Source organism: Streptomyces sp. NPDC028419 (genome assembly GCF_055565515.1).
This window is the reverse complement of the sequence record NZ_JBVHUE010000012.1, coordinates 87,019-110,398: the sequence shown is the minus strand read 5'-3', so window position 1 is coordinate 110,398 and position 23,380 is coordinate 87,019. Positions and strand designations below refer to the sequence as shown.

At 72.0% G+C, this 23,380-nt stretch carries 15 protein-coding genes; 4 read left to right on the top strand and 11 right to left on the bottom strand.

Annotation, left to right across the window (positions count from 1 at the left end; genetic code table 11):
* Positions 1 to 34: 34 nt before the first annotated feature.
* The 9 genes from ACZ4UB_RS16455 to ACZ4UB_RS16415 all read right to left on the bottom strand — a co-directional run bounded on the left by ACZ4UB_RS16455 (position 35) and on the right by ACZ4UB_RS16415 (position 18,898).
* A complete protein-coding gene (locus ACZ4UB_RS16455; RefSeq protein WP_468070691.1) occupies positions 35 to 1,114 on the bottom strand; it encodes an SDR family oxidoreductase in 1,080 nt (359 codons plus the stop codon).
* On the bottom strand, positions 1,111 to 1,374 hold the full coding sequence (locus ACZ4UB_RS16450) for a phosphopantetheine-binding protein (RefSeq protein ID WP_327360108.1): 264 nt from the start codon (positions 1,372 to 1,374) through the stop codon (positions 1,111 to 1,113). Before ACZ4UB_RS16450 ends, ACZ4UB_RS16455 begins: the two co-directional genes overlap by 4 nt.
* Positions 1,371 to 2,399, bottom strand: coding sequence for a 3-oxoacyl-[acyl-carrier-protein] synthase III C-terminal domain-containing protein (locus tag ACZ4UB_RS16445; RefSeq protein WP_468070690.1), 1,029 nt, complete (start codon positions 2,397 to 2,399; stop codon positions 1,371 to 1,373). The genes ACZ4UB_RS16450 and ACZ4UB_RS16445 overlap by 4 nt, the downstream gene beginning before the upstream one ends.
* Positions 2,396 to 10,216 carry an SDR family NAD(P)-dependent oxidoreductase gene (locus tag ACZ4UB_RS16440; protein ID WP_468070689.1) on the bottom strand — a complete coding sequence of 2,607 codons (7,821 nt, stop codon included), beginning with the start codon at positions 10,214 to 10,216 and terminating at the stop codon, positions 2,396 to 2,398. The genes ACZ4UB_RS16445 and ACZ4UB_RS16440 overlap by 4 nt, the downstream gene beginning before the upstream one ends.
* A 26-nt stretch (positions 10,217 to 10,242) precedes the next feature.
* Positions 10,243 to 10,893, bottom strand: a complete 651-nt coding sequence (locus tag ACZ4UB_RS16435) for a hypothetical protein (RefSeq protein ID WP_468070688.1) — start codon at positions 10,891 to 10,893, stop codon at positions 10,243 to 10,245.
* A gap of 526 nt (positions 10,894 to 11,419) precedes the next feature.
* Complete coding sequence (exaC, locus tag ACZ4UB_RS16430) at positions 11,420 to 12,943, bottom strand: acetaldehyde dehydrogenase ExaC (RefSeq protein WP_468070687.1); 1,524 nt, start codon at positions 12,941 to 12,943, stop codon at positions 11,420 to 11,422.
* A gap of 56 nt (positions 12,944 to 12,999) precedes the next feature.
* Entirely contained in the window at positions 13,000 to 14,442 is a 1,443-nt protein-coding gene (locus ACZ4UB_RS16425) for a GAF domain-containing protein (protein WP_468070686.1), read from the bottom strand.
* 104 nt (positions 14,443 to 14,546) lie between these two features.
* On the bottom strand, positions 14,547 to 15,899 hold the full coding sequence (locus ACZ4UB_RS16420) for an SWF or SNF family helicase (protein ID WP_468070685.1): 1,353 nt from the start codon (positions 15,897 to 15,899) through the stop codon (positions 14,547 to 14,549).
* A complete protein-coding gene (locus ACZ4UB_RS16415) occupies positions 15,896 to 18,898 on the bottom strand; it encodes a DEAD/DEAH box helicase (RefSeq protein ID WP_468070684.1) in 3,003 nt (1,000 codons plus the stop codon). The genes ACZ4UB_RS16420 and ACZ4UB_RS16415 overlap by 4 nt, the downstream gene beginning before the upstream one ends.
* 201 nt (positions 18,899 to 19,099) lie before the next feature.
* Here ACZ4UB_RS16415 and ACZ4UB_RS16410 point away from each other — a divergent pair, with 201 nt between their 5' ends.
* Both ACZ4UB_RS16410 and ACZ4UB_RS16405 read left to right on the top strand, forming a co-directional pair.
* A complete protein-coding gene (locus ACZ4UB_RS16410) occupies positions 19,100 to 19,288 on the top strand; it encodes a hypothetical protein (protein ID WP_399258623.1) in 189 nt (62 codons plus the stop codon).
* Between the two features lie 24 nt (positions 19,289 to 19,312).
* On the top strand, positions 19,313 to 19,870 hold the full coding sequence (locus ACZ4UB_RS16405) for an MOSC domain-containing protein (RefSeq protein ID WP_468070683.1): 558 nt from the start codon (positions 19,313 to 19,315) through the stop codon (positions 19,868 to 19,870).
* 31 nt (positions 19,871 to 19,901) lie between these two features.
* On the opposite strand, the gene ACZ4UB_RS16400 is transcribed toward ACZ4UB_RS16405, so the two are convergent.
* Positions 19,902 to 20,681: a hypothetical protein gene (locus ACZ4UB_RS16400; protein ID WP_468070682.1), complete on the bottom strand. Its 780-nt coding sequence runs from the start codon at positions 20,679 to 20,681 to the stop codon at positions 19,902 to 19,904.
* 135 nt (positions 20,682 to 20,816) lie between these two features.
* Here ACZ4UB_RS16400 and ACZ4UB_RS16395 point away from each other — a divergent pair, with 135 nt between their 5' ends.
* Positions 20,817 to 21,731, top strand: coding sequence for an oxygenase MpaB family protein (locus ACZ4UB_RS16395; RefSeq protein ID WP_468070681.1), 915 nt, complete (start codon positions 20,817 to 20,819; stop codon positions 21,729 to 21,731).
* Between the two features lie 41 nt (positions 21,732 to 21,772).
* Here the strand turns inward: ACZ4UB_RS16395 and ACZ4UB_RS16390 are convergent, their stop codons facing one another.
* Entirely contained in the window at positions 21,773 to 22,372 is a 600-nt protein-coding gene (locus tag ACZ4UB_RS16390) for a class I SAM-dependent methyltransferase (protein ID WP_468070680.1), read from the bottom strand.
* Positions 22,373 to 22,532: 160 nt separating this feature from the next.
* On the opposite strand from ACZ4UB_RS16390, the gene ACZ4UB_RS16385 reads away from it, so the two are divergent.
* Positions 22,533 to 23,309: an MHYT domain-containing protein gene (locus tag ACZ4UB_RS16385; RefSeq protein WP_468070679.1), complete on the top strand. Its 777-nt coding sequence runs from the start codon at positions 22,533 to 22,535 to the stop codon at positions 23,307 to 23,309.
* The last annotated feature ends 71 nt before the right edge of the window (positions 23,310 to 23,380 follow it).

Here is a 23,380-nt window from a genome sequence, read left to right as displayed (position 1 = left end):
GCTCCTGGTCAATTCGGCACTCCTTGGGTCGTGTTCAGACTGCTTGGAGGGTCGCCTTGTAGCAGTCGAGGTAGGCCAGCAGATCGGCGGCCGCCAGGGGGGCCGCCATGGCACTGGATCCGGTCACGCGTCGGGTGTGGTCCAGGTCCAGTTGGTTCACCCCGAAGAAGGGCAGGTACCGCTGTAGCGCGCCGGCCGGACCGGGAAGCCGCGCTTCCCCCAGGGGGACGAACTCGGGACGTGGCAGATCGGTCCAGGCGAAGAGTGCTTCGAGGACGCTGCGGGACGTCGGGGGCTCGGCGTTGGCGAGGTGGTAGACCGTTCCGGTCTCTCCGAGCGTGCCGACCGCGACCGCGGCGCGGGCGACGGTGTCGACGGGAACGAGGTTGATGGTGGCGTCCGGCGGTACGGGGAGGATCGCCCGGGCGTCTTCGGGAACGAGGTGCCGGCGGGCTGCGATGGTCAGGCGGCGGGCCATGGCGTAGTAGCCGGCGTGATGCGTTGCGGCGTGAGTGCGGGCGTGACCGACGACGAACGAGGGCCGCAGGATCCGCCAGACGATCTCGCTTTCCACCACCGCTCGTTCGGCGCGGATCTTGGCGTGGTGGTACGGGGTTGCCGGCGCCGCGGTCTGGTCGACGGCGGGCTGCTCCACGAGCACACCGTCGTCGCGGCTGGGTGCGATGTAGGCGGTGCTCATGTGGTTGAGCTGGGCGCCGAGCCTGCGGGCCAGGTCGATCGCATGGCGGGTCCCGTGGTGGTTGACGGAGTCGATCCGTTCGGCGCGGTGCAGCTCGTAGTGCAGGGTGGCCGCGCAGTGCCAGATGTAGCGGACGCCTCCTGGCAGTGCTCTGGGGAGATCGAGGCCCCACAGAGCGGCCTCGACATCGCCGTGCACCGGGTGGACGCGGTGTTCACCGCTCTTCCACAGGGGGGTTGCGTCGTAGGCCGTGGCGGCCGCGGTCAGTGCGTTGTACAGGCGGCGCCGGGCGTGTGCCGGATCCTGGCCCCGCACGAGCACGTACACCTCGCTCTCCGGATCTCGAAGGAGTTCCAGAACCACCGCGCCGCCTATGAACCCTGTGGCGCCCGACAGCAGATGGATGACTGTCATGATCGGGCTCCCCTTTCCCGGAGCCATTCGGCGAGCTGCCCGAGCGTCATGCCTCGCTCCGGAATCTCGTCGGTCGTGATGCCGAAGACATCCGGCATGATGAACAGGAGCTCTTCGACTGCGAGAGAGTCGAGCCCCAGGTCGGCGAAGGTGGCGTCGGGGGTGAGCTGCGCCGTCTCCAGGTGGTACCGCCGGCCGAGTAGCCGGATCAGCCGGCCGTAGAGACCGTCGGCGTTGTGGCTGGACTGCTGGTCCGTCATGGCAGGCTCCGTTCGATGCGCACGACAGAGCAGGTCGTCGACGTGGGGCCGGAGAATCCGAGGAGCAGCACATGGTCGCCCGGGTGCACCTGATCCGTCACCAAGAGGTGTTCCAGCCCGATGACTTGTTCGTTGACCGTCAGGTGCCCGACGCTCCTTCCGTAGTCGAGCACGCCCTGCCGGACGGAGAGACCGATGGGGGCGAGCACGGACTTGAGGTAGCGCTCGTGGCCGATGAAGTTGTGGGCGACCCGGGAGATGTCACCGGGGGCAAGATTGGCCTCGGCCAGGGTGCGCAGCACCGTCTCCGTACGGATCTCGCTGAACTGGAGTGCCAGGGAAGACGATTCGCCCGCTGTGCGGTGCTGATCCAGTCGTCGGCGCAAGCCGGAGGCGGGCTCCGTGTCGACGGTCGGCGGGAAGATCGGCGCATCGCCACGGGCTACTCGCTCTGCTTCCGGCAGCGAAGCCGACCCCACGGCGAGGAGGCGGGCCAGACCCGGGCCGCGGGACAGCACGACGGCGCTGCCGGAGTCACCTACCGGGCCGTACTGGAAGCCGAGCGACCAGCGGTTGATGCCTGGGACTCCGACGTTGTCGGATCCTGTGAGGAGTGCTGCGGCACGTGCCGGTGCGGTCGCCAGGTAGGCGGCGGCGAGTTCGAGTCCAGCCAGCAGGCCAGTGCAGCCCTGGCTTATCCGGATCGAAGGCGCCGCGCAGTCACCGAGGGCGTTGAGTACGTAGTGCTGGCTGGACCAGGCGGACGGCCCCTGGGTGAATGCGCCGGCGTGCAGGTGCATCACCACATCCGCCAGGTGCCCGCCCGGCCAGCGCTCCAGGGCCTGCCGAGCCGCGGCGATCGCCAGATCGGGTGCCGGGGTGTCGCCGGCGACCGCCGCGCCCGTCCACCCGTGCCAGTCATGCGATTCCGGATCGTACAGTCCTTCGTCCACGGCCTGTCGAGTGCTCATGGAGGGCGGCACTTGTGTGCCGATGGACGCGATCCAGATGTCCTCGGTCTTCACCGGTGCCCACCTTTCCCTTCCCCGTCGGTACGGCTTTCGGACGTGGCAGTGGCGCGGACGGTGTCTGCGAGTGATCGCAGCGTGGCGCCGCGGAGGATGTCCACGACCCGTATGGAGGCCGAGAACTCGAGCTCGATCAGGGTTCGGAGCTCCACTGCCATGAGTGAATCGATACCCAAGTCCGTCAGCGGCCGGTCGCGCTTGACCCGACTGGCGCGCGTGCCGAGCACACGGGCAACCTGTTGGGCCAGCACCTCCTCCACGGCGTCGGCAGGGGCACCGTCCCGTTGGGCGACCGGGCCCGCCGCGCTTGAAGGAGCAGGCTTCGCCGTGGAGGGGGTCGAGTGTGCCGGGGTGTGTTCCGCCGCCGGCTCCGGGCGGGCCGCCGCGTGCGTGGGAAGGGCCGCGGGGGGCGCGAGATCAGGAGCGGGTCGGGCTTCCGCGGCGTCCGGGTGCCGCGGACTCCGCGGCGAACGCCCCGTATCGCTGTCCGTTGGTTCAGCGCTTCCCGGCGCGGCCACGCCGTTGACCAGGTCTCGTAGGAGCGGAACACCGGCCGCCGCCTGGTACGTCGCGGACCACAGGGGCCAGTCGACCCGGAGGACGACCGCTTCCGGGACGTCTCGCTCGAGCAGCGTGTCGAGCAGGGCGAGGCCTTCCTCAGGGGTGAAGAAGGACATGCCGCGAGGACGCAGGTCCCGGCCCGTATCCCGCTCCCGGGCCACCATGCCCACGTCGCCCCAGTACCCCCAGTTGACCAAGGTGGCCGGCCACCCGCGGGCGCGCCGATGACGAGCCAGTGCGTCCAGGAAGGCATTGCCGGCCGCGTAGGCACCCCCCATGGGTGAGCTGAGGACGGATGACCCGGACGAGAAGAGAACGAACCGCTCGACGGGTTCGCCCGCCAGCGCCTGGTGCAGCGCGAGCGCGCCGTTCACCTTGGGGCGCAGCACCTCGCCGAGCCGGTGTGGCGTCAGGTCGGTGACGGCACCGTGCTCGAAGACCCCGGCCAGGTGGTACACCGCACGGACGGGTGGTGAGCCCGCACGGCGCCGGGCGGCGAGGAGGGTGGTGAGGGCAGAGGTGTCGGCCACGTCCAGGGCGTGGTACTCGGCCTTGACGCCTCGGGCGTGCAGGTCACGCAGGAGTTGCCGGCCCGGCGCGGCAGGGTTCTCGGGCAGGGGAGTGCGGCCCAGGAGGAGCAGGTGGCTGGGTCCGCGGCCGGCCAGATGTTCGACCAGGCGGCTTCCGATGCCTCCGAGCCCGCCGGTCACCAGGCAGGTGGCTTGCGCACCGTCCACGGAGGGCACGGGCCGGGTTGTCTTCGTGGGCACTGTCTTGGGCAGTTCGATGACGACTTTGCCGATGTGGCGGGCGCGCGCCACGTGGCGGAAGGCGTCGACGACCTGGTCGGCGGCGAAGACCTTGCACGGCAGGGGCTTGAAGATTCCTTGTTCGTACAGGTCGAAGGTCTGCCGCAGCGCTTCGACGAGCGCGGGGTGGTGATCCCGGATGAGGGGGATGAGGTCCACGCCGTGGATGCTTCGGTTCTCGGCGAGGGCGGACATGGCTATCGGGGTGCCGTCGGTGATGTCTCGTTTGGCGAGTTCGACGTACCGTCCGCCAGGAGCCAGCAGGCTGAGGTTGGCCTGTACGGCTTCGCCGGTGAGGGTGTTGAGGATGACGTCGAAGCCTTGTCCGCCCGTCGCCTCGCGGAACTGTTCGACGTAGCTCAGCGATCGGGAGTCACCGATCTCCTCGGGCCGGAGGCCGAGGCCGGCGAGTGCGTCGCGTTTGGCCTCGCTGCACGTGCCGTAGACGTGGGCGCCCAGCCGGCGGGCCACCTGGAGCGCGGCCATTCCGGTGCCGCCGGATGCCGTGTGCACCAGTACGCGATCGCCCGCGGAGACCCCGCAAAGGGTGTGCAGGGCGTGGTACGCGGTGGCGAAGACCAGCGGTATGGCCGCCGCCTCGGCCGGGGTGAGCCCGGAGGGCCGTTTCACGACCAGCTGCGCCGCGGCCAGCACATGGGTGGCCAAGGAGCTTTCCGCGATGGCCACGACCTCGTCCCCCACCTTGACGTGGTGGACGTCCGGGCCGACCGCGGCCACCGTTCCCGAGCACTCTCCGCCCAGGGCATGGGCACGGCTCTCCATGCCGGGGTACGCGTTGGTCGCCAGCAGGACGTCCCGGAAGGCCAGACCGGCGTGGGTGGCATGGACCAGGACCTGCCCGGGTCCCGGGGAGGTCGGCGGTTCCGCGGGCCCGAAGGTGAGATGGTCCAGGACTCCCGCTCGTTCCTGGCTGAGCCGCTGGGGCCCGGAGACCGTCGGCGATGTCATGGCCGGGGGTGCTGCCTCGGGCAGTTCGATGACGACTTTGCCGATGTGGCGGGCGCGCGCCACGTGGCGGAAGGCGTCGACGACCTGGTCGGCGGCGAAGACCTTGCACGGCAGGGGCTTGAAGATTCCTTGTTCGTACAGGTCGAAGGTCTGCCGCAGCGCTTCGACGAGCGCGGGGTGATGATCACGACCGAGAGGGACCAGGTCCACGCCGTGGATGCTTCGGTTCTCGGCGAGGGCGGACATGGCTATCGGGGTGCCGTCGGTGATGTCTCGTTTGGCCAGTTCGACGTACCGTCCGCCAGGAGCCAGCAGGCTGAGGTTGGCCTGTACGGCTTCGCCGGTGAGGGTGTTGAGGATGACGTCGAAACCCTGCCCGCCCGTCGCCTCGCGGAACTGTCCGACGAAGCTCAGCGATCGGGAGTCCCCGATCTCCTCGGGCAGAAGACCGAGCTTGCCGAGCGCGTCGCGCTTCTCGCCGCTGCACGTGCCGTACACGTGGGCGCCCAGCCAGCGCGCCACCTGGAGCGCGGCCGTCCCGGTGCCGCCGGATGCCGTGTGGACCAGTACGCGATCGCCCGCGGTCACCCCGCAAAGGGTGTGCAGGGCGTGGTACGCGGTGGCGAAGGAAACCGGCATGGCCGCCGCCTCGGCCGGGGTGAGCCCGGAGGGCCGTTTCACGACCAGCTGCGCCGCGGCCAGCACATGGGTGGCCAGCGCTCCCTCCGCGAAGGCCACGACATCGTCCCCCACCTTGACGTGGTGGACGTCCGGGCCGACCGCGGCCACTGTTCCCGAGCACTCTCCGCCCAACGCGCCCGCCCGTCGGTCGGTGCCGGCGTAGGCATTGGTCGCCAGCAGGACCTCCCGGAAGGTCACGCCGGCGTGCGTGGCACGAATGAGAACCTGGCCCGGCCCCGGCGCCGGCGCCGTCGTGGGGATGAACGCCAGCTCGTCCAGGACTCCCGCTCGCTTCTGGCTGAGCCGCAAGGCCTCACGGACCGTGGGAGGCGGCAGCTCCAACGGTCGCAGCCTGGCTGCGTAGCGGGCGCCGGCGCGTAGGGCGATGCGGTCCTCGTCATCGGAACCGAGGAGTTCACGGGCGAGTTCGACTCCGCCGAAGTCGAACTCGCCGAGATCGATCGCGGTGGTGCGAAGCCGCGGGGATTCGCCGGCAAGGGCAGGGCCCAAGCCCCACAGGGGGGCCTGTGAGAAGGCGCGCACGGTATCGGTCGCAACCGCCTGCTGTGCACCGCGGGTGACGAGCCACAGCCGGGGCGGCTCGGTTGTCCGTACTTTCTCCAGGCCAGTCACCAGGTTCGCGACGCTCGTGCAGCAGAGGTTCGCCGCGCGCTCCAGCTCCTTGTCGGTGGGAGTGTCGGTTCGTGTGGCGTCCAGGCTCCACAGATGCACGATGCCGTGCAGCCGGCTGCCCTTCTGGCACACATCGGACACGACCGTGGCCAGGTCCTGCGCGCTCGTCGGATCGACCTGGAAGTGCTGCTGATCGCTCTTCTGGTACGCAGCCGCGACCGTGACCACGGCCACCTCATCGCCGTGCCGTCGCAGCTCCGCAATCAGGCCACGGCCGACAGACCCACTGTCCCGAAGGATCAGCCATCGGCGGGCGGTGTGCTCGGTCGGGCGGGGAGCGGGGGTGGGTGTGCTGCGGACCCAGTCGACGGTGTACAGCCAGCTTTCGGCATCGGGTTCGAGCGCACCGGCGGGAGGCCGATCGATGGACACGGCGGTCTCCTTCTCCGCGAAGGCGGTACGGGGGCTGCTGTGCGGCTGGGGGGTGACGGAACCTGGAGCGACATCCTCTTGCCCGGCCGGCCCTTCGATGCCTGCGGGGCTCGAGCTGGTCCGGGGGAGCGCGAAGGGAGCCGGTGCCCGCCCCATGAGATAGCGCAGCCTCAGCCCGTCGAGCTCGGCGACCAGGCCGTCGGAGTCGTAGATGCGGACACTGCCCGATCCTGAATCGTCCAGTTGCTCGGAGAGTAGCCGGGCATGGCTCCAGAGAGTGCCTTTGGGCTGCCTGTAGAGCCGGTACGCACCGATGCTGCTGAGCACGAACGCCCCGTCCTGGCTCTCCTCGGTGTCCGGCAGCAGGGCGACGATGGTCTGCGCGCAGGCGTCGAGCAACGCGGGATGAAATCGGTGCGCCGACTGGGATGCGCGCACGGGCTCGGGCAGCCGCGACCGGCCGACCGCCTCTCCTGCACCGCGCCACACCTCCTCCATGGCCTTGAAGGCCCCGAGCCACTGGTTGCCGCGCGCCGCACGGTAGGTGTAGAACTCCTCGCCGGCCATCCGGTCCGGGCACCGGGACAGGGCCTGGTCCACCGCGTGTTGTTCCCTCTCGTCCGGGCCCGCGATCCCCCGGACGCGCGCCTCGGCGTGGAACGTCCACGAGACGGTGGGCGCGGTACGGCCGTGAACTTCGAAGCGCAGCGCGTCACCGTCGGGTTGGGCGCTCACCCGCACGTCGACCACGTCGGCCACGTCCGAGAGGAACAGTGCCCTGTGCACGCGGAGGGAGTCGATCTCGACCGGCGTGGCGGGCCCGAGGATTCGGCCCGCTGCGACGGCCATCAGTTCCAGATAGGCGGTCCCGGGCACGATCGCGGCACCTTGCACCTGATGGTCAATCAGATAGGCGTTGGCGGTCAGGTCCAGTCGCCCTTCCCACCGCCGCAGGCCGGCCTGGGGACGGGACACCTCGTTTCCCAGGAGCGGATGGCGAGGCGCGGGAATCTGGTCCGGCTCGGTTTGATCGGCCGGCGGTAGCCAGAAGTTCTCGTGCTGCCACGGGTAGTGCGGCAGCGGAGTGTAGGTACCGCCGTCGGTGACCGCGTCCCAGTCGGCGTCCACACCGGCGACATACAGTGCGCCGAGGGTCTCCAGCAGCGCAGCACGCGCGTCCCCGTGCCGCCGTAGCGAACCGTAGGCCTGGGCGCCGCCGTGTTCACGGATGGCCGTGGTCAGCACCGGGTGGGCGCTGATCTCGACAAAGATCGTGTGGGCGCTGGCCAGTTGGTCGCGGACCGCTCCGCTGAACTCGACCGGTTCTCGGATGTTGCGGGCCCAGTAGGCGGCGTCCATCCGAGTGCCGTCGATGACCTCGCCCAGCAGAGTCGAGCGGATGGGAACGGCGGCGGCGCGCGGGGAGATGCCTTCGATGGCCTTCAGCAGGTCACCGGTGATCTCGTCGATCTGCGGGCAGTGGGAGGCGTAGGCCACGTTGACCGGGCGGGCAGCCACGCCGCGTTCCTCCAGCGAGGCCACGATGGTCCTGATGGCCTGCGTCTCGCCGGACAACAGGGTCGAGCGCGGACCGTTGGAGGCGGCGACGGCCACGGACCCGTTGAACGGGGCGATCTCCTGCCGCGCGACGTCGACCGCCAGTTCCGTCCAGGCCATACTGCCGTGCCCGCCCAGCCGGGTCGCCAGTCGGCTGCGGCGGCAGATCACAGCCGCCGCGTCCGCCGTGCTCAGCGCGCCCGCCACGCAGGCGGCGGCGATTTCTCCCATGCTGTGGCCGATCACCACGTCGGGCTCGACACCCCAGGCCCGCCACAGCGCGGAAAGCGCTACCTGGACGGCCCAGAGAGCCGGCTGCACGATCTCGGTCCGCGACAGCCAACTCTCATCGTCTTCCTCGATCAATGAGCGCAGGGATACGCCGCTCTCGGCCTGAACCGCCCGGTCGCAGGTGTCGAATGCCTCGGCGAAGGCGGACTCGGTAGCGAGGAGATCTCGCCCCATGCCCGCCCACTGGGAGCCGTGCCCGGGGAAGACGAACGCCACCTGTGGCACGTCCCTGGCCTCCCCACGCATGAGGGAGGTGGCCGGACCGTCCTCGGCAAGATGCTCCCGGAGCGCCGCGGCGGCTTCCTCTCCCGATTCGGCAACCAGCGCGAGCCGGTAGGGGTGAGTGGTACGCCGACGGGCGGCGCTATGGCAGATGTCGATGAAACGCGGCGGACGCGAGGGGCGGTCTTCGCCTGCCCCCGGGTGATCGGCGGGTCCGAGGAAGGCGGCCCAGGTCTTGGCCAGGTCGGGCAGCGCCTCTTCCACGGCGGCGGAAAGGGTGAGCAGTTGTGCGCGGGCGGGCGGCCCGGGGCGAGCCGTGGGCTGAGGGGCACCGGCCAGGACGACGTGCACGTTGGTGCCGGAGATGCCGAAACTGCTGACTCCGCCGAGCGAGGGCCCGAGCCGGTGCGGCAGGGAGGTGGCGGTCCGCGGGATCCTCAACGGTAATTCGTCCCAAGGGATCGCCGGATTGGGATCGTTGAGGTGGAGGCTCCCGGGAACGATGTTGTGCTCGAGGCACAGCACCGTCTTGATGAGACCGACGAGTCCTGCCGCCGCCTCGCTGTGGCCGAGGTTGGTCTTGGCCGAGGTCACCAGGAGGCGCCGTTCCTGCGTACGCCCCGGTCCCAGAACGGCAGCGAGCGCCTCCAGCTCGACCGGATCGCCGATTTGCGTACCGGTTCCGTGGGCCTCCACGAAGTCGACTTCGCTGGGCGAGATGTCCGCGTCCTGGTAAGCCCGCTCCAGTACCCGGCTCTGCCCGCTGACCGTCGGCCTCACCAGCAGCCCGCCGTCGTGCCCGTCGGAGCCGATCGCGGAGCCCCGGATCACCGCCCTGATCCGGTCCCCGTCGGCGAGAGCGTCCGAGAGGGGCTTGAGGACGACGACGCCCACGGCGTCGCTGCGGACGAAACCATCGGCACTGGCGTCACCGAACTTGCACCGGCCCTCCCGGGAGAGCATCTTTCCGCCCGAATAGATGATGCTGGGATCCGGAAGGAGACAGAGGTTGACGCCGGCGGCCAGTGCCAGGCTCCCCCCTGAGCGCACGTGCCGGACGGCCGCGTCGACGGCGGCGAGCGCTGACGAACAGGCCGTGTCGATGGTGAGACTGGGACCTCTGAGGTCGAAGGCGTGTGACAGTCGCCCCGACAGCACCGAGAGTGCCCACGAGCCGGTCATGCCGTAGTAGCTGAACCGGCGTTCGTCCTGGCTCTGCAGCGCCCAGTAGTCACTCGCACAGGCACCCACGTACACGCCCGAGTTACTGCCCGCCACTCGTCGCAGCGGCAGCCCCGCATCCTCCAGTGCCTCGTAGCCGACTTCGAGCAGCAACCGCTGCTGCGGGTCCAGCCACACCGCCTCACGCGGCGCGATGCCGAAGAACTCGGCGTCGAAACCGGCGACGTCGTCAACGAAACCTCCCCAGCGGCTCACCGTCCGCCCCGTGACCCCCGGTTCGGGGTCGAAGACCGCGTCCATGTCCCACCGGCCGGCCGGAACCTCGCTCACGAGGTCCTTGCCCAAGAGGCAGGCACTCCAGAACTCCGCAGGTGACGAGATGCCGCCGGGAAGCCGGCACGCCATGCCGACGACGGCGACGTCCCGCTCCCCGGCCTCATCTCCGCCGCGCATGGCCGTCTGACCGATCGATGACATCGCTGCCCGCCCCACTTTTCGGTGACCTACTGGGCCGTTGATTCCGCATCCGTGCAGTAATCGGCTGGGACCGTACTGGCGTGGGTCATGGCGACCGCGGCGCAGACGTTGAACAGGACATGTACCTGGTGGCCGATGAGCCAACGAGCACTCCACACACTCTCCGACGACGCCCCCGCACCAGGCTCGGGGACGGCCACCGGCGGTACGTCGTCAGGGCCGGCGACCGCCGCTGCGCCGATGAGGTCGAGCACTGACTGCCGCATCCCGGCCACTTCCAGGGCGAGGTCGGGACCCGACAGGGGAGCGTCACACAGGTCTTCCAATCCGCGGTGGATGACCAGGGCACCGTGCAGGGCGGCCTGTTGATCTGACAGTTCCCCCTCGAGGACCCGGAAGTAGGACTGACTGGTCGACTCCGCCGGGAGTTCCTCACCGGCCACGGCCGGAGCCAGATCCGACAACGCGGCCACCAACTCGTCGGCAACCGCAGTGGCCTGCCGCAGCGCGAGGGTCTGCTCGACAGGTCCGGTATGGGTCGCCACCCCGGCCAGCACGCGCGCGGTGCGCTTCGCCTCGGCGTCGACCCGGGGGCCCAGGACCGGGACGGGCCGCCCGCCTCGGGGCTCACGGAAAACGGCGACAGCAGGATGACCGGCAACCGGTGACAAGCCCATGGTTGAAGTTCTTCGCCAAGAACACTCGATCCGAAACCCTGATCCGCGACAATCGCGGGTTCAGATCTGTCCTGCCGACTCCACTCCTCGCAGGTTGGAGGCGGCAGGCATTCCACGCCCTCGGGGAGCGGGCCGGCTCCCAGCAGCGGACGTACCGCGAAGGTGATGAGGTGCGGATGTCGCCAGGAGGTGCGTCATGGGCGCGGCCGAGGGGTTCGTGCCGTTCCGGGGATTCCGCACTTGGTACCGGGCCGTGGGCGAGCTCCCCGGGCCCGCCGGGAAGCTGCCTCTGCTGGTGATCAACGGCGGACTGGGCTGCCCCATTGGCTTGGATAAGGCTATGCGTCTGCTGGTATGCACGGTTGACCGGCGATCACGCTGGCCCGTGCACGGCCCGGATCTTCTCTATGAAGTGGGATATCGGAGGCAAATAAACTCTGGAATCACGCGACTTCGTGGCTGTCCCGCGGCCAGGGCACGGTGCCTGACGGGGCCTTTGCGCAGTTCAGGCACCGTCCTCAAGTTCTTAGAAGAAGCCCACCTTCTTCGCCGAGTACGACACGAGCAAGTTCTTCGTCTGCTGGTAGTGGTCCAGCATCATCTTGTGGGTCTCGCGGCCCACGCCGGACTGCTTGTAGCCGCCGAAGGCCGCGTGGGCGGGGTACGCGTGGTAGGAGTTCTGCCAGACGCGGCCCGCCTGGATCGCCCGGCCCGCGCGGTAGGCGGTGTTCACGTCGCGCGTCCACACGCCGGCGCCCAGGCCGTAAGGGGTGTCGTTGGCGATCCGGATCGCGTCCTCGAAGTCCTGGAAGGAGGTCACCGACACCACCGGGCCGAAGATCTCCTCCTGGAAGACCCGCATGCGGTTGTCGCCCTCGAAGATCGTCGGCTGTACGTAGTAGCCGCCGGCCAACTCTCCTCCCGGTTCAATGCGCTGACCACCCGTCAGGATCTTGGCACCCTCCTGCTGCCCGATCTCCAGGTAGGCCAGGACCTTCTTGAGCTGTTCCTCCGAGGCTTGGGCGCCGATCATCGTGTCGGTGTCCAACGGGTGCCCGGGGACGATCAGTTCGGTGCGGGCGATGGCCGCGTCCAGGAAGTCCCCGTAGCGGCCGCGCTCGATGAGGGCGCGCGACGGGCAGGTGCACACCTCGCCCTGGTTGAGGGCGAACATCGCGAAGCCCTCCAGCGCCTTGTCGCGCAGCTCGTCGTCGACGCTCCAGATGTCGTCGAAGAAGATGTTCGGGCTCTTGCCGCCCAGCTCCAGCGAGACCGGCTTCAGGTTCTCGGCCGCGTACCGCATGATCAGACGGCCCGTGGAGGTCTCGCCGGTGAAGGCGATCTTCGCCACGCGCGGACTGGAGGCGAGCGGTTTGCCGGCCTCCTCGCCGAAGCCGTTCACGATGTTGACCACGCCCGGCGGCAGCAGGTCCGCGACCAGACTCAGCCAGTAGTGCACCGAAGCCGGGGTCTGCTCAGCGGGCTTGAGGACCACCGTGTTGCCCGCGGCCAGAGCCGGCGCCAGCTTCCACACCGCCATCAGGATCGGGAAGTTCCACGGGATGATCTGGGCGACCACGCCGAGCGGCTCGTGGAAGTGGTAGGCCACCGTGTCGTCGTCGAGCTCGCTGAGCGTGCCCTCCTGGGCCCGTACCGCACCCGCGAAGTACCGGAAGTGGTCGATGGCCAGCGGAATGTCCGCCGCCAGGGTCTCGCGCACCGGCTTGCCGTTCTCCCAGGTCTCCGCGACCGCCAGCGCCTGGAGGTTCTGCTCCATCCGGTCCGCGATGCGCAGCAGGACCAGGGAGCGGTCGGCGGGGGACGTGCGGCCCCAGGCGGGCGCCGCCGCGTGCGCCGCGTCCAGTGCCCGCTCCACGTCGGCCGCCGTACCGCGCGCGACCTCGGTGAAGGGCTGCCCGTTGACCGGGGACGGGTTGGCGAAGTACTGGCCGAGCGCCGGCCCGACGTACTCGCCGCCGATGAAGTGGTCGTAGCGGGACGCGTACGACATGAGCGCCCCCTCGGTACCGGGCGCAGCGTAGCGAGCCATGGACGTCCTCCCCTTTGCCGGGCGCCGTGCCGGGCCGGACGGCGCTCGGGAGGAGGCTAGGAGCGCGCAGGTTGCGGATACGTTGCGCCCGCCCCGGTGCCGGTGCCGGTGCCGGTGCGGGACGGCCGGCCGACCAGGCGTACGTCGCCCAACTCGGCGTCGAGCGCGCGCAGTCGGGCCAGCGCCACCGGGCGCCCCTCCCGCGGCAGCGCGGCCGCCAGCGCCCGCCACACCGCCGGATCGTCCTCGCCCCACGGGCTGCACACCCAGTCGGCCAGCAGTCCCGCATCCGCGCGGGCGATCACCGCCGCCCGCGCCTGGTCCTCGATCCGGCGCCGCAGCCGCACGATGCCGGGCGCCCGTGAGCCGGGCAGCAGGGGTCCCGGGTAGCTGCCGAGCGCGGCGGAAACGGCTCCCGCGGCCAGCAGCCGGATCGCGGTGGTGAAGTCCGCCTCCACCGGCGCGGCCGTGCGGTACGGGCGTGAGAGCAGGGCGCGCGGACCCAAGAGGGAGCGCAGCCGCGACATTTCGGCGCGCAGGGTCACCGGCGCGACCCGCTCGTCCTCGTACAGGGCGATCGACAGCTCCTCGCCCGACAGTCCCTCGGGGTGATGGGCCAGCAGCGCCACGATCTCGCTGTGCCGGTGGCCCAGCCGCACCGTGCGCCCGCCGGTGACCAGCAGCGCCTCGTCCCGCCCCAGCGCGGCCAACGAGTCCGCGGCGCCGGTCCCGTACGCCGGTGCCAGGGGGGTCGCGGGGTACGCCGTGTCCGCCGCGAGGGGCACCGCACCTGCCCCACCCACCGCGCCCGTCGGATCCCCCGCATTCCCCGCATCCCCCGGATCGAGCAGCGCGAGCTGTGCCTCGGCGGCCCGGGCCACCGCCTGTACGAACGCCAGCGAGTGCGGGTGCGCGAGCCCGTCGCCGCCCGTGATGTCCACCGCGCCCAACAGCCGCCCGGTCCGCGGATGCCGCACCGGCGCCGCCGCGCACGTCCAAGGGTGCACGTGCCTGCTGAAGTGCTCCGCCCCGAAGACCTGCACCGGCTCGCCCACGGCCACCGCCGTCCCCGGGGCGTTCGTCCCCATCGCCGACTCCGACCAGCGCGCACCGGGTACGAACCCCAGCCCGCGCGCCCGGTCCAAGGTCGCGCTCTCGCCCTCGACCCACAGCAGCGTCCCCCGGGCGTCGCACACCGCCAACAGGTGCGCCCCGTGCGCCGCGAACGCCCCCACCAGCTCGCGGAACACCGGCATCACCCGCGCCAGTGGGTGCACCTCCCGGTACGCGCGCAGCTCCGGCTCCGCCAGCTCGACCCGGGCCGTGCACTCCGGGCTGACGCGGGCCCGCGCGCAGCGCCGCCAGGACTTCGCGATCACCGCCCGCACCGGCGCCTCGACCCGTCCGTCCACCGTGAACGCCTCGTGCGCGCGCCGCAGTTCGCGACCCCGCTCGACCGGATCGGCCCCGCCCGGCAACGCGACCGAAGGATCGCCCATGTGTCAGCCTCCCGGGATGCGGCGGTACCTGGCGCCCCATCGTCGTACCGGCCCCCACCCCCGGCAAGCCGTACGTCGGCCAGTCCACGCGGGCCTCGGCCGGTTCAGGAATCCGCAGCGGCGTCCCCGGGGTCGGGTACGGCCAGCGCGGACGCGGGGTCGCGGGCCGGGGGCCCCGCCGGCAGCCAGCGGCCGGCCTCCTTGCGGTAAGGCCACCACAACCCCTCGCGTCCCAAGCGCAATTGGCGATCCGGATCCGCGGTCGGGGTCCAGCGTGCCCGGACCCGCCGGAGCACCGGCGCCTCCTCGTCCGGCCAGGCCGCGGCCAGCGCGGCCCTGGCCCGCCCCAGGGTCGCCCGGTCCGGGGCCCAGTCCTCCTCCAGCACCGCGAGCGCCGGAGCCCCGCCGAAGCCCCAGGCCCGCACCGCGAGGTCCAGGCCCGCCCGGTCGCGCCCCGAAACCGCCGCCAGGCGGGCCCGCACCCGTACCGGCGCCCCCTCGGCCGCCGCCAGGCGCACCGCGTCCTGGTCGAGCGTGAGCGCCGCGGATGCGGGAGCGGTCCCGGGGGACAGGGCCCGGGCCAGCATCCGGTGGGCCTCGACGGCTGTCGCCTGGGCGAGGAACTCCACCGCGTCCAGGTCGAGTTCGGGCTCTTCCTCGCCCTCCGACTGGGGCGGATGGCCGGGTGTCGCGGGCAGTCGCGGAAGCGGTGGCAGCGGCGCGACGGCGCCCCGCGCGGCGAACACCTGCGCCGCGGGTACGCCCGTGACCGCGCACCCGCCCTGCGCACCCGGGCCGGCGGCCGCCCCCGCGCTGCGGCGTTCCAGGGCGTCCAGCACGGCGCGCTCGCCCCGCCCGCGCAGCAGCAGGAGCACGAAGGGGTCCTGGTCGAGCAGCCGCGCCACCTGGTAGGCGAGCGCCGCGGTGTGCGCGCAGTGGTCCCACTCGCCGCAGTCGCAGTCGGGGTCCAGGTCGCCGATCCCCGGCAGCAGTTCGACCCCGGCGGCCGCGGCGTCCTCGGCCAGGTCGGGCGGCACCTCCCGCTCCAGCAGCGCCGCGATGTGCCCCGACTCGGCGGCCGCCAGGTCCAGTACGCGGCCCCAGTCCGCCTCCCCGAACTCCTGGAGCAGTACGTCCGTGCGGTGCGCCGTGCCGTCGCGGTCCCGGACCACCGCGGTCAGCCGCCCCGGGCGCACCGACACCGCGCCGACCGCTCCGGACCTGGCCAACCGGCGCCCCTGGCGCAGCTGTTCGACGTCGAGCGCGCTGTCCTCCAGGGCGCGCAGCCAGGCCCGGCCCCACCAGGTCCCGGCGAAGCCGCGCCCCGTCCCCGCGGGCGGCAGGGCGGGGAACGTCCGCTCGTACCCGTACGCGGAGTGCTCGTCGTGCGCGGGGTCCCTGTCGTAGGCGTCGTGCTGGGCGTGCTCGTCGCGCTCGTCGTACTCGTGGGTGCTCACGCGCCCCCCTTCCGGTCGGTGGCGGCGCCGTCGTCCGGGCCGCGTCGCAGCGCGACGAGGGTCGCCAGCTCGGCATCGCTCAGCTCGGTGAAGGCCGCTTCGCCCGCTCCCAGTACGGCATCCGCCAAAGCCTGCTTGCGGGCCAGGAGTTGACCGATGCGGTCCTCGACGGTGCCTTCGGCGATGATCCGGTGGACCTGGACGGGCTGGGTCTGGCCGATGCGGTAGGCGCGGTCGGTGGCCTGTTCCTCGACGGCGGGGTTCCACCAGCGGTCGTAGTGGACGACGTGTCCGGCGCGGGTGAGGTTGAGGCCGGTGCCGGCGGCCTTGAGGGACAGCAGGAACACCGGGACCTCGCCGTCCTGGAAGCGGTCCACGAGCTCCTCGCGGCGGGCCACCGGGGTGCCGCCGTGCAGCAGTTGGGCCGGGATCCCGCGGGCCGCCAGGTGCCGCTCCAGGATCCGGGCCATCGTCACGTACTGGGTGAAGACCAGAACGGAACCGCCCTCGGACACGATCGTGTCCAACAACTCGTCCAGCAGCTCCAACTTCCCGGACCGACCGCCGCCCTCCTTGAGGTACTGGGCGGGATGGTTGCAGATCTGCTTGAGCGAGGTGAGCAGCTTGACCACCAGCCCGCGCCGCTCCATCGCGTCCGCCGCCGCGATCGCGGCGAGGGTCTCGCGCACGACCGCCTCGTAGAGACCCGCCTGTTCGGCGCTCAGCGCGACCGCGTGGTCGGTCTCCGTCTTGGGCGGCAGCTCCGGGGCGATCCCGGGATCCGATTTCCTGCGCCGCAGCAGGAACGGCCGTACCAGGCGGGCCAGTCGGTCGGCGGCCAGCGGATCGCGGCCCGATTCGACGTCCTCGCCGAAGCGTGCGCGGAAGGTGCCGAGCCGCCCCAGCAGGCCGGGTGTGGTCCAGTCGAGCACGGCCCACAGATCGGTGAGGTCGTTCTCCACCGGTGTTCCGGTGAGCGCCACCCGGGCCGGAGCCCCGATCGTGCGCAGCGCCTTCGCCGTCGCCGAGTGCGGGTTCTTGACGTGCTGCGCCTCGTCGGCCACCACCAACCCCCAGCGCGCGGCGGCGAGTTCGGGAGCGGCGGCCCGCATGGTGGCGTAGGTGGTGAGGACGAAGGCGCTGTCGGCGGGGGCGTCCAGACTGCGCCGGGCGCCGTGGAAACGGCGTACGGGCGTCCCCGGGGCGAAGCGTTCGATCTCGCGCTGCCAGTTGCCCAGGAGCGAGGCCGGGCAGACGACCAGGGTCGCCCCGGCCGTCCCCGGATCCCGCTGCCGGTGCAGGTGCAGGGCGATGAGGGTGACGGTCTTGCCGAGGCCCATGTCGTCGGCCAGGCAGCCGCCGAGGCCCAGCTCGGTCATTCGGGCCAGCCACCGCAGCCCGCGCAGTTGGTAGTCGCGCAGGGTCGCCCGCAGCTCCGGCGGCGCTTCGAGGGGGTGGGCGTCGGGCGCGCCCGGGTGTTCCGGATCGGCGCAGAGCAGCGCGCGCAGCCGCTCCAGCGAGCCGGTCGCGCTGACGTCGACCCGCCGCCCGTCCAGTTCCGTCGATCCGGTGAGTACGGCGACCAGCGCGTCCAGCGGCGCGACGGCGCGCTCCTGCCGGGCGCGGGCCCGGGCCCGGCGCGCCTCGGCCGGGTCGATCAGGACCCATTGGTCCCGCAGCCGGACCAGCGGCCGCTTCGCTTCGGCGAGCCGGTCCAGCTCCTCGGCGGTGAGGTCGCCGTGGCCGCCGAGCGAGTGCCGCCATGACAGGGAGAGCGGGGCGGTCGCGGAGAGCGGCCCGGTGAGCGCGGCGCCGGAGCCCGAGGCGATGACCGCGCGCGGGTCGAGGGTCCGGGAGAGTCCGCGCGGCCAGTGCACCTGGACCCCGTCGGCCGCCAGCGCGGTGGCCGCGGGACCGAGCAGCTCGGCGACCTCCTCGTCGGCGAGCGCCACGGCATCCGGCACGGCCGCGGTGAGCAGCGGGGCCAGCGGGGGCCAGGTCCTGGCCGCGCGGCGCAGCGCCCGGAGCGCGTCCCGCCGGGCGCGGGGAGGGAACCCGGCGGCCGCCGGGCCGGCCCCCGACCAGACGTCGGCGGCGTCGGCCACGAGCGCGGCGCCACCGAGCCCGTGCATCTGGAGGACGGCCCGGCAGCCGGGCCCGGCACCGGGATCGGCGTCCGGACCGCCGGCGGGACGGGGCGGGCGGTCCGGTGCAGCGGTCAGCTCGACGCGGAGGGAGATCCGCACCGCCGCGTCGTGCGCTGCGGCGAGCTCGTCGGCCCAGGGGCGCAGCTCGGGGTGCCGCTCCGCGGCGGGTGCGGCGTAGACCGGGCCGGCCGTCGCGGCCGCGGCGGCGGGGGACCGGGGGAGGGTGTCGGCGACCGCGTCGAGGAAGGCGCGCAGCAGCGGGTCGGGCGCGGGCAGCAGCAACGGCCCGGTGACGGTCAGGGGTACGCAGCGGGCCTCGGGCGGCATCGCGGCGGCCAACTCCCGTACGCGGTCGTGGTCGCCCTGGTCGAGCGGGCCGATCCGCCAGGCGTCGTACCCGGCGGTGGTCAGTCCGGGCAGGAGCAGCCCGTCGGCCAGGAAGCGCAGGGCGAGCAGCCCGGCGGCGCCCCAGAAGGCGGCCGACGCGGAGGTGGTTGTACCGGAGGCAGCCGTACCGGCCGAAGTCGTTCCGGAGGCGGCGACGCCGAGACGGGCCCGGACGAGGAGGGGCAGGGCGTCGGCCACCGGCAGTACGAGCGCGGTGACCGTGACCGTGGCCGGTTGCGACCCGTCGTCGTCGGCGACGACGACGCTGAGGGCTTCGAGGGACCCGAGGGACCCGAGGGACCCGGGGGGCCAGGGGGACCCGGGCGATCCGATTGGCCGGATGGCGTCGGTCAGCTCTCCGTCCCGGCTCCAGAAGGCGATCCTGCCGTGGCGGGCGGGACCGGCGGGACCGGCGGGAAGGAAGACGGCTGCACAGCGGATGAGGACGGAAATGTCGGGCTGCACGCGTTCCTCAAACTTGACTACCGGGTTCAAGGTCGCCGAGAGTACCCCAGCCGTCACGCGGAGAACCCGCTGTCCGGTCGTGACCCGGATCACGTCACCCGGTGTGTGCGGTGGCCGGGAACGAACGGTCGGGAACGCGTGGTCGGGCGGTCGCGTTACAGAGGGAGAAGCAGTCCGAGCACGCGAGGAGAGGGGTCCCCGATGTCGACGAGTGGAAAGGTCGCCGCGGCCGGAGTGGCGGCAGCGATCATCTTGTTCTTCACGGTCGGATTCTGGGTGGGCCTGCTGGTCCTGATCGGGGTGCCGGCCGCCGCCTACCTGATGCTCGATCCCTCCCAGCGGCGTCGACTGCGGGGCGTGTCGAAGAACAGAAGGCAAATAGGGCGCTGACGGCGTCCGAGGGGGGAGTTCCTGATGGGTACCGGCCTGGTCACGGCGGTCAACAGCAATGACGTGTACTCGTTCACCAAGCCCACGCGGGAGAGCATCACGCTCCTGGTGGGTCTCGGTGTCGAAGGGGACGTGCACGCGGGGGTCACCGTCAAGCACCGTTCCCGGGTCGCCCAGGACCCGACGCAGCCCAACCTCCGGCAGGTCCACCTGATCCACCGCGAGCTCTTCGACGAGGTCGCGCAGGAGGGCTTCGAGGTCGCACCGGGCCAGCTCGGGGAGAACGTGACCACCGAGGGCATAGACCTGCTCGGCCTGCCGACCGGCGCGCTGCTGCGCTTCGGCGAGGGTGAGGGCGAGGGCGCGGTCGTCGAGGTCACGGGTCTGCGCAACCCGTGCCTCCAGATCGACGCCTTCCAGCAGGGCCTGCTCAAGCGGGTGGTGGGCCGGGACGAGACGGGCCGGGTGGTGCGCAAGGCGGGCGTCATGGGCGTGGTCCGCGAGGGCGGCACGATCCGCCCGGGCGACGCCATCAGCGTCACCCTCCCCCCGCAGCCGCACGTCGCGCTAGAACGGGTCTGACGCACGGGTCGCGGAGAGCGCGCCCCTCGACTCACACCGGCCGGACCGCGACCCCGTCCAGAGCCGCCAGCAGTCCCGGCAGGTCCGCGTCGCCGTCCCGGGGCACCGGGATGACCTCGCTCGGCCCCTCGTCCAGCAGGACGAAGGCGATGTCGTCGGTGCGGGCCACCAGCGACCACCCGGGCCCGTCCACCCGCAGGGTCCTGGCACCCTCGCCGGCGAAGGCGGACCGCACCCGCCCCGGCGGCGGCGGTGCGGTGGTGTAGGCCCGTGCCTCCTCCAGCACCCGGGCCAGCCCCGGATGCTCGACGGGCCGACCGCCGCCGTCGGAGTCGAACCGCTCGCGCCACTCGGCCCACTGGCGGGCGATCTGGTCCGCGCCCATCCGCCGCTGGACCGGCCCCCAGCTCTCGGCCGAGGGCGGAGCCAGCGGCACCCGCCCCGTGCCGTCCGCGCCCTGCTCGGGATCGTGCGGCTCGGGGATGTCGGGCGCGGCGACGGACAGGGCCAGGGGCCAGCCCGCCAGGGAGACCACGATGCTGCGCTCGTCCGGCGAGAGGTCGTACTCCATCCCGCAGTCCCAGGAAGCGATGGCCGTCGCCACGAGGGCGACGTCGTCCACGACCACCGTCCAGCGGGCGCCGTCCTCGTCCTGGCCGAGCACCAGCCCGTACCCGTCCCCGGCGGCGGGCACGCCGAGCAACGAGCAGGCCTCCGGGTAGTCGTCTCCCAGGATGCTCGGGAACTGGGCCGGGGTCAGCAGTACGGCGGACAGCACGTACAGCGAACCGTCGCCCTCCTCGTCGGACACGTACCCTCCTGGTGGCTCATCTGTCGGCGCACCCTAACCAGCGAGTAACCCCCTAGTCGAGAGCGGGAGTGCACCGATTTCCAAGGCGGCTGCCCACACGTAGAGTTGGGAGCCCGCCACAGAAAGGGACGCCCGGTGCAGCGTTACGACCGGCTGAAGGAGATCCTCAGGCTCGATCCGGAGCGGGATTTCCTGGCCATCTACCGACTCACCGCCACCTACGAGTTCCCCTGGGACTTCGCCAGAGCGCTGGAACTGGCCCTCCACCGGACGTACGCCGTCCCCAGCATCGGCGGGCTGCTCGCCCGGACCGGCGAGTTCACCGGCCGCCCCCAGAAGCGCTACGACGACACCGCCCTGCTCCTCGACGCGGTGCTGGAGCACGGTTTCGACAGCGACACCGGGCGCGCCGCGATCCGGCGCGTGAACCAGATGCACAGCGGCTACACCATCTCCAACGAGGACATGCGTTACGTCTTGTCCACCTTCGTGGTGATTCCGAAGCGCTGGCTGGACGTCTACGGCTGGCGCTCGCTGACCCACCACGAGCAGCGGGCGTGCGCGCGGTACTACACCACCCTCGGGCAGCACCTGGGTATCACGGACGTCCCGGACTCCTTCGAGGAGTTCGAAGCCACGCTGAACGCCTACGAGGCAGCCCGCTTCGGCTGGCACGAGGGCGGTCGCGCGGTCGCCGACGCCACCCTCGACCTGATGGCCTCCTGGTACCCGGCCCCGCTCGCCCCGCTGGTGCGCGGCGCCGGCCGGGCCCTCCTCGACGAGCCCCTGCTGCGCGCGTTCCGGTACGAGCCGCCGCACCCCCGCGTGCGTGGGCTGGTCCAGGGCGCGCTGCGGCTGCGCGGGCGCGCGGTCCGCCTGTTGCCGCCCCGCGCGCAGCCGCACTACGCCCGGCAGAACCGCGAGATCAAGGGGTACCCCGGCGGCTACGACGTGGGGGAGCTGGGCACCTTCCCGACGTCCGGCGCCGGCGGCTGCCCGGTTCCGCACCCCCGCCGCCCCCAGGGCGCGGACGCGCCGCCCTCCGCCTGAGGGGTGACCGCCCGAGGTGGTGCCCGGGGAGGAGGGCGACCTCAGGGGCGGCGGACCGCCACGGCCAGGAAGCGGGCGTCCTCATCGGCGTACGAGACGAGGTCCCATCCGGAACCGGCGAGCAGCGGGCCGAGGTTGTGCTCGGCCCGCATGTCCTCGGGGGTGAGCTGCCGGCCCTGTCGGGTGGCCAGGGCCAACCGGCCGATCGGGTGGAACAGGGCGAGGCGCCCGCCGGGGCGCACCACGCGCGCGAGTTCGCGCAGGTTGGCCTCGGGGTCGGGCAGGTGGGCGATCAGCCCGGACGCGAACACCGCGTCGAGTCCGCCGTCGCGCAGCGGTAGCCGGCCCACGTCCGCGAGCAAGAGCGCCCCCGCCGCCGCCCGCCCCGCCCGCACCGCCGCGGCGAGCATCTGCGGGGTGAGGTCGGCGCCGAGCACCGTCCCCGAGGGGCCGACCGCGGAGCGCAGTTCGGTCAGCGCCCGCCCCGTCCCGCAGCCCGCGTCGAGCACCCGATCCCCGGGTCGCAGGTCGAATTCGGCCACGGCGGCGGCGAAGGCGGGGCCGTCCTCGGGGAACTTCCGGTCCCAGTCGGCCGCTCGCGCCCCGAAGAACTCCTGTACGTGCGTGTGGTCTTCGCTCATGCCCCAATGATCCCCCACCTGCCCGTGCGTGCGGACAGTGCGCAGGATGACACCCGGTGTGATCGAAGATGAACGCCTGTCTGTCATATTCCAGCAGTTCCAGCGTCTTTCGAAATGCTCCCCCTGTTCGTGGGCTCACCCGGACTAGCGTCCCGTGGCCATGGGACACCTCGACCACGCGGCCTACGGTTGGCTGACACCCGTACTGTCGTATGTGATGGCATGCATCGGCTCGGCCCTCGGGCTGCGCTGCACCGTCCAGGCGCTCGCCGCCACCGGACGCTCCCGCCGCAACTGGCTCCTCACCGCGGCGTCGGCGATCGCCACCGGCATCTGGACGATGCACTTCGTCGCGATGCTCGGCTTCGGCGTCACGGGCACCGAGATCCACTTCAACGTGCCGCTGACCCTGCTCAGCCTGGTCGGCGCCCTCCTGGTCGTCGGGGCCGGGGTGTTCGCCGTCGGTTACGGCCGGGACCGCGGCCGCTCGCTCGTGCTCGGCGGCCTCACCACGGGCCTGGGCGTCGCGAGCATGCACTACCTCGGCATGGCGGCGCTGCGCATGCACGGACGCGTCTCGTACGACCCCCTGGTCGTCGGCCTCTCCGTCGCGATCGCGGTCGTCGCGGCCACCGCGGCGCTCTGGGCGGCGGTCAACATCAAGTCCCCGGTGGCCGTGGCCGTCGCCTCGCTGGTGATGGGGGCCGCCGTCAGCAGCATGCACTACACGGGGATGCTCGCCGTCTCCGTTCAGGTCACCCCCTCGGACGCGCCCCTGCCCGGGGCCCCGCTGATGCAGTTCGTCTTCCCCCTCGCCGTCGGCCTCGGCTCGTACCTGTTCATCACCTCGGCGTTCGTCGCCCTCTCCCCGACCGCCGACGAGCGCGCGGCATCAGCCTCCGCGCAGAGCCTGGGCGCCCACGTCGCCGCCCCCTGATCCCCGCCGATCCCGACCGCACGTAGCGCACGTAGCCCACGTAACGCACGTAACCCACGCACCGCCCGTAA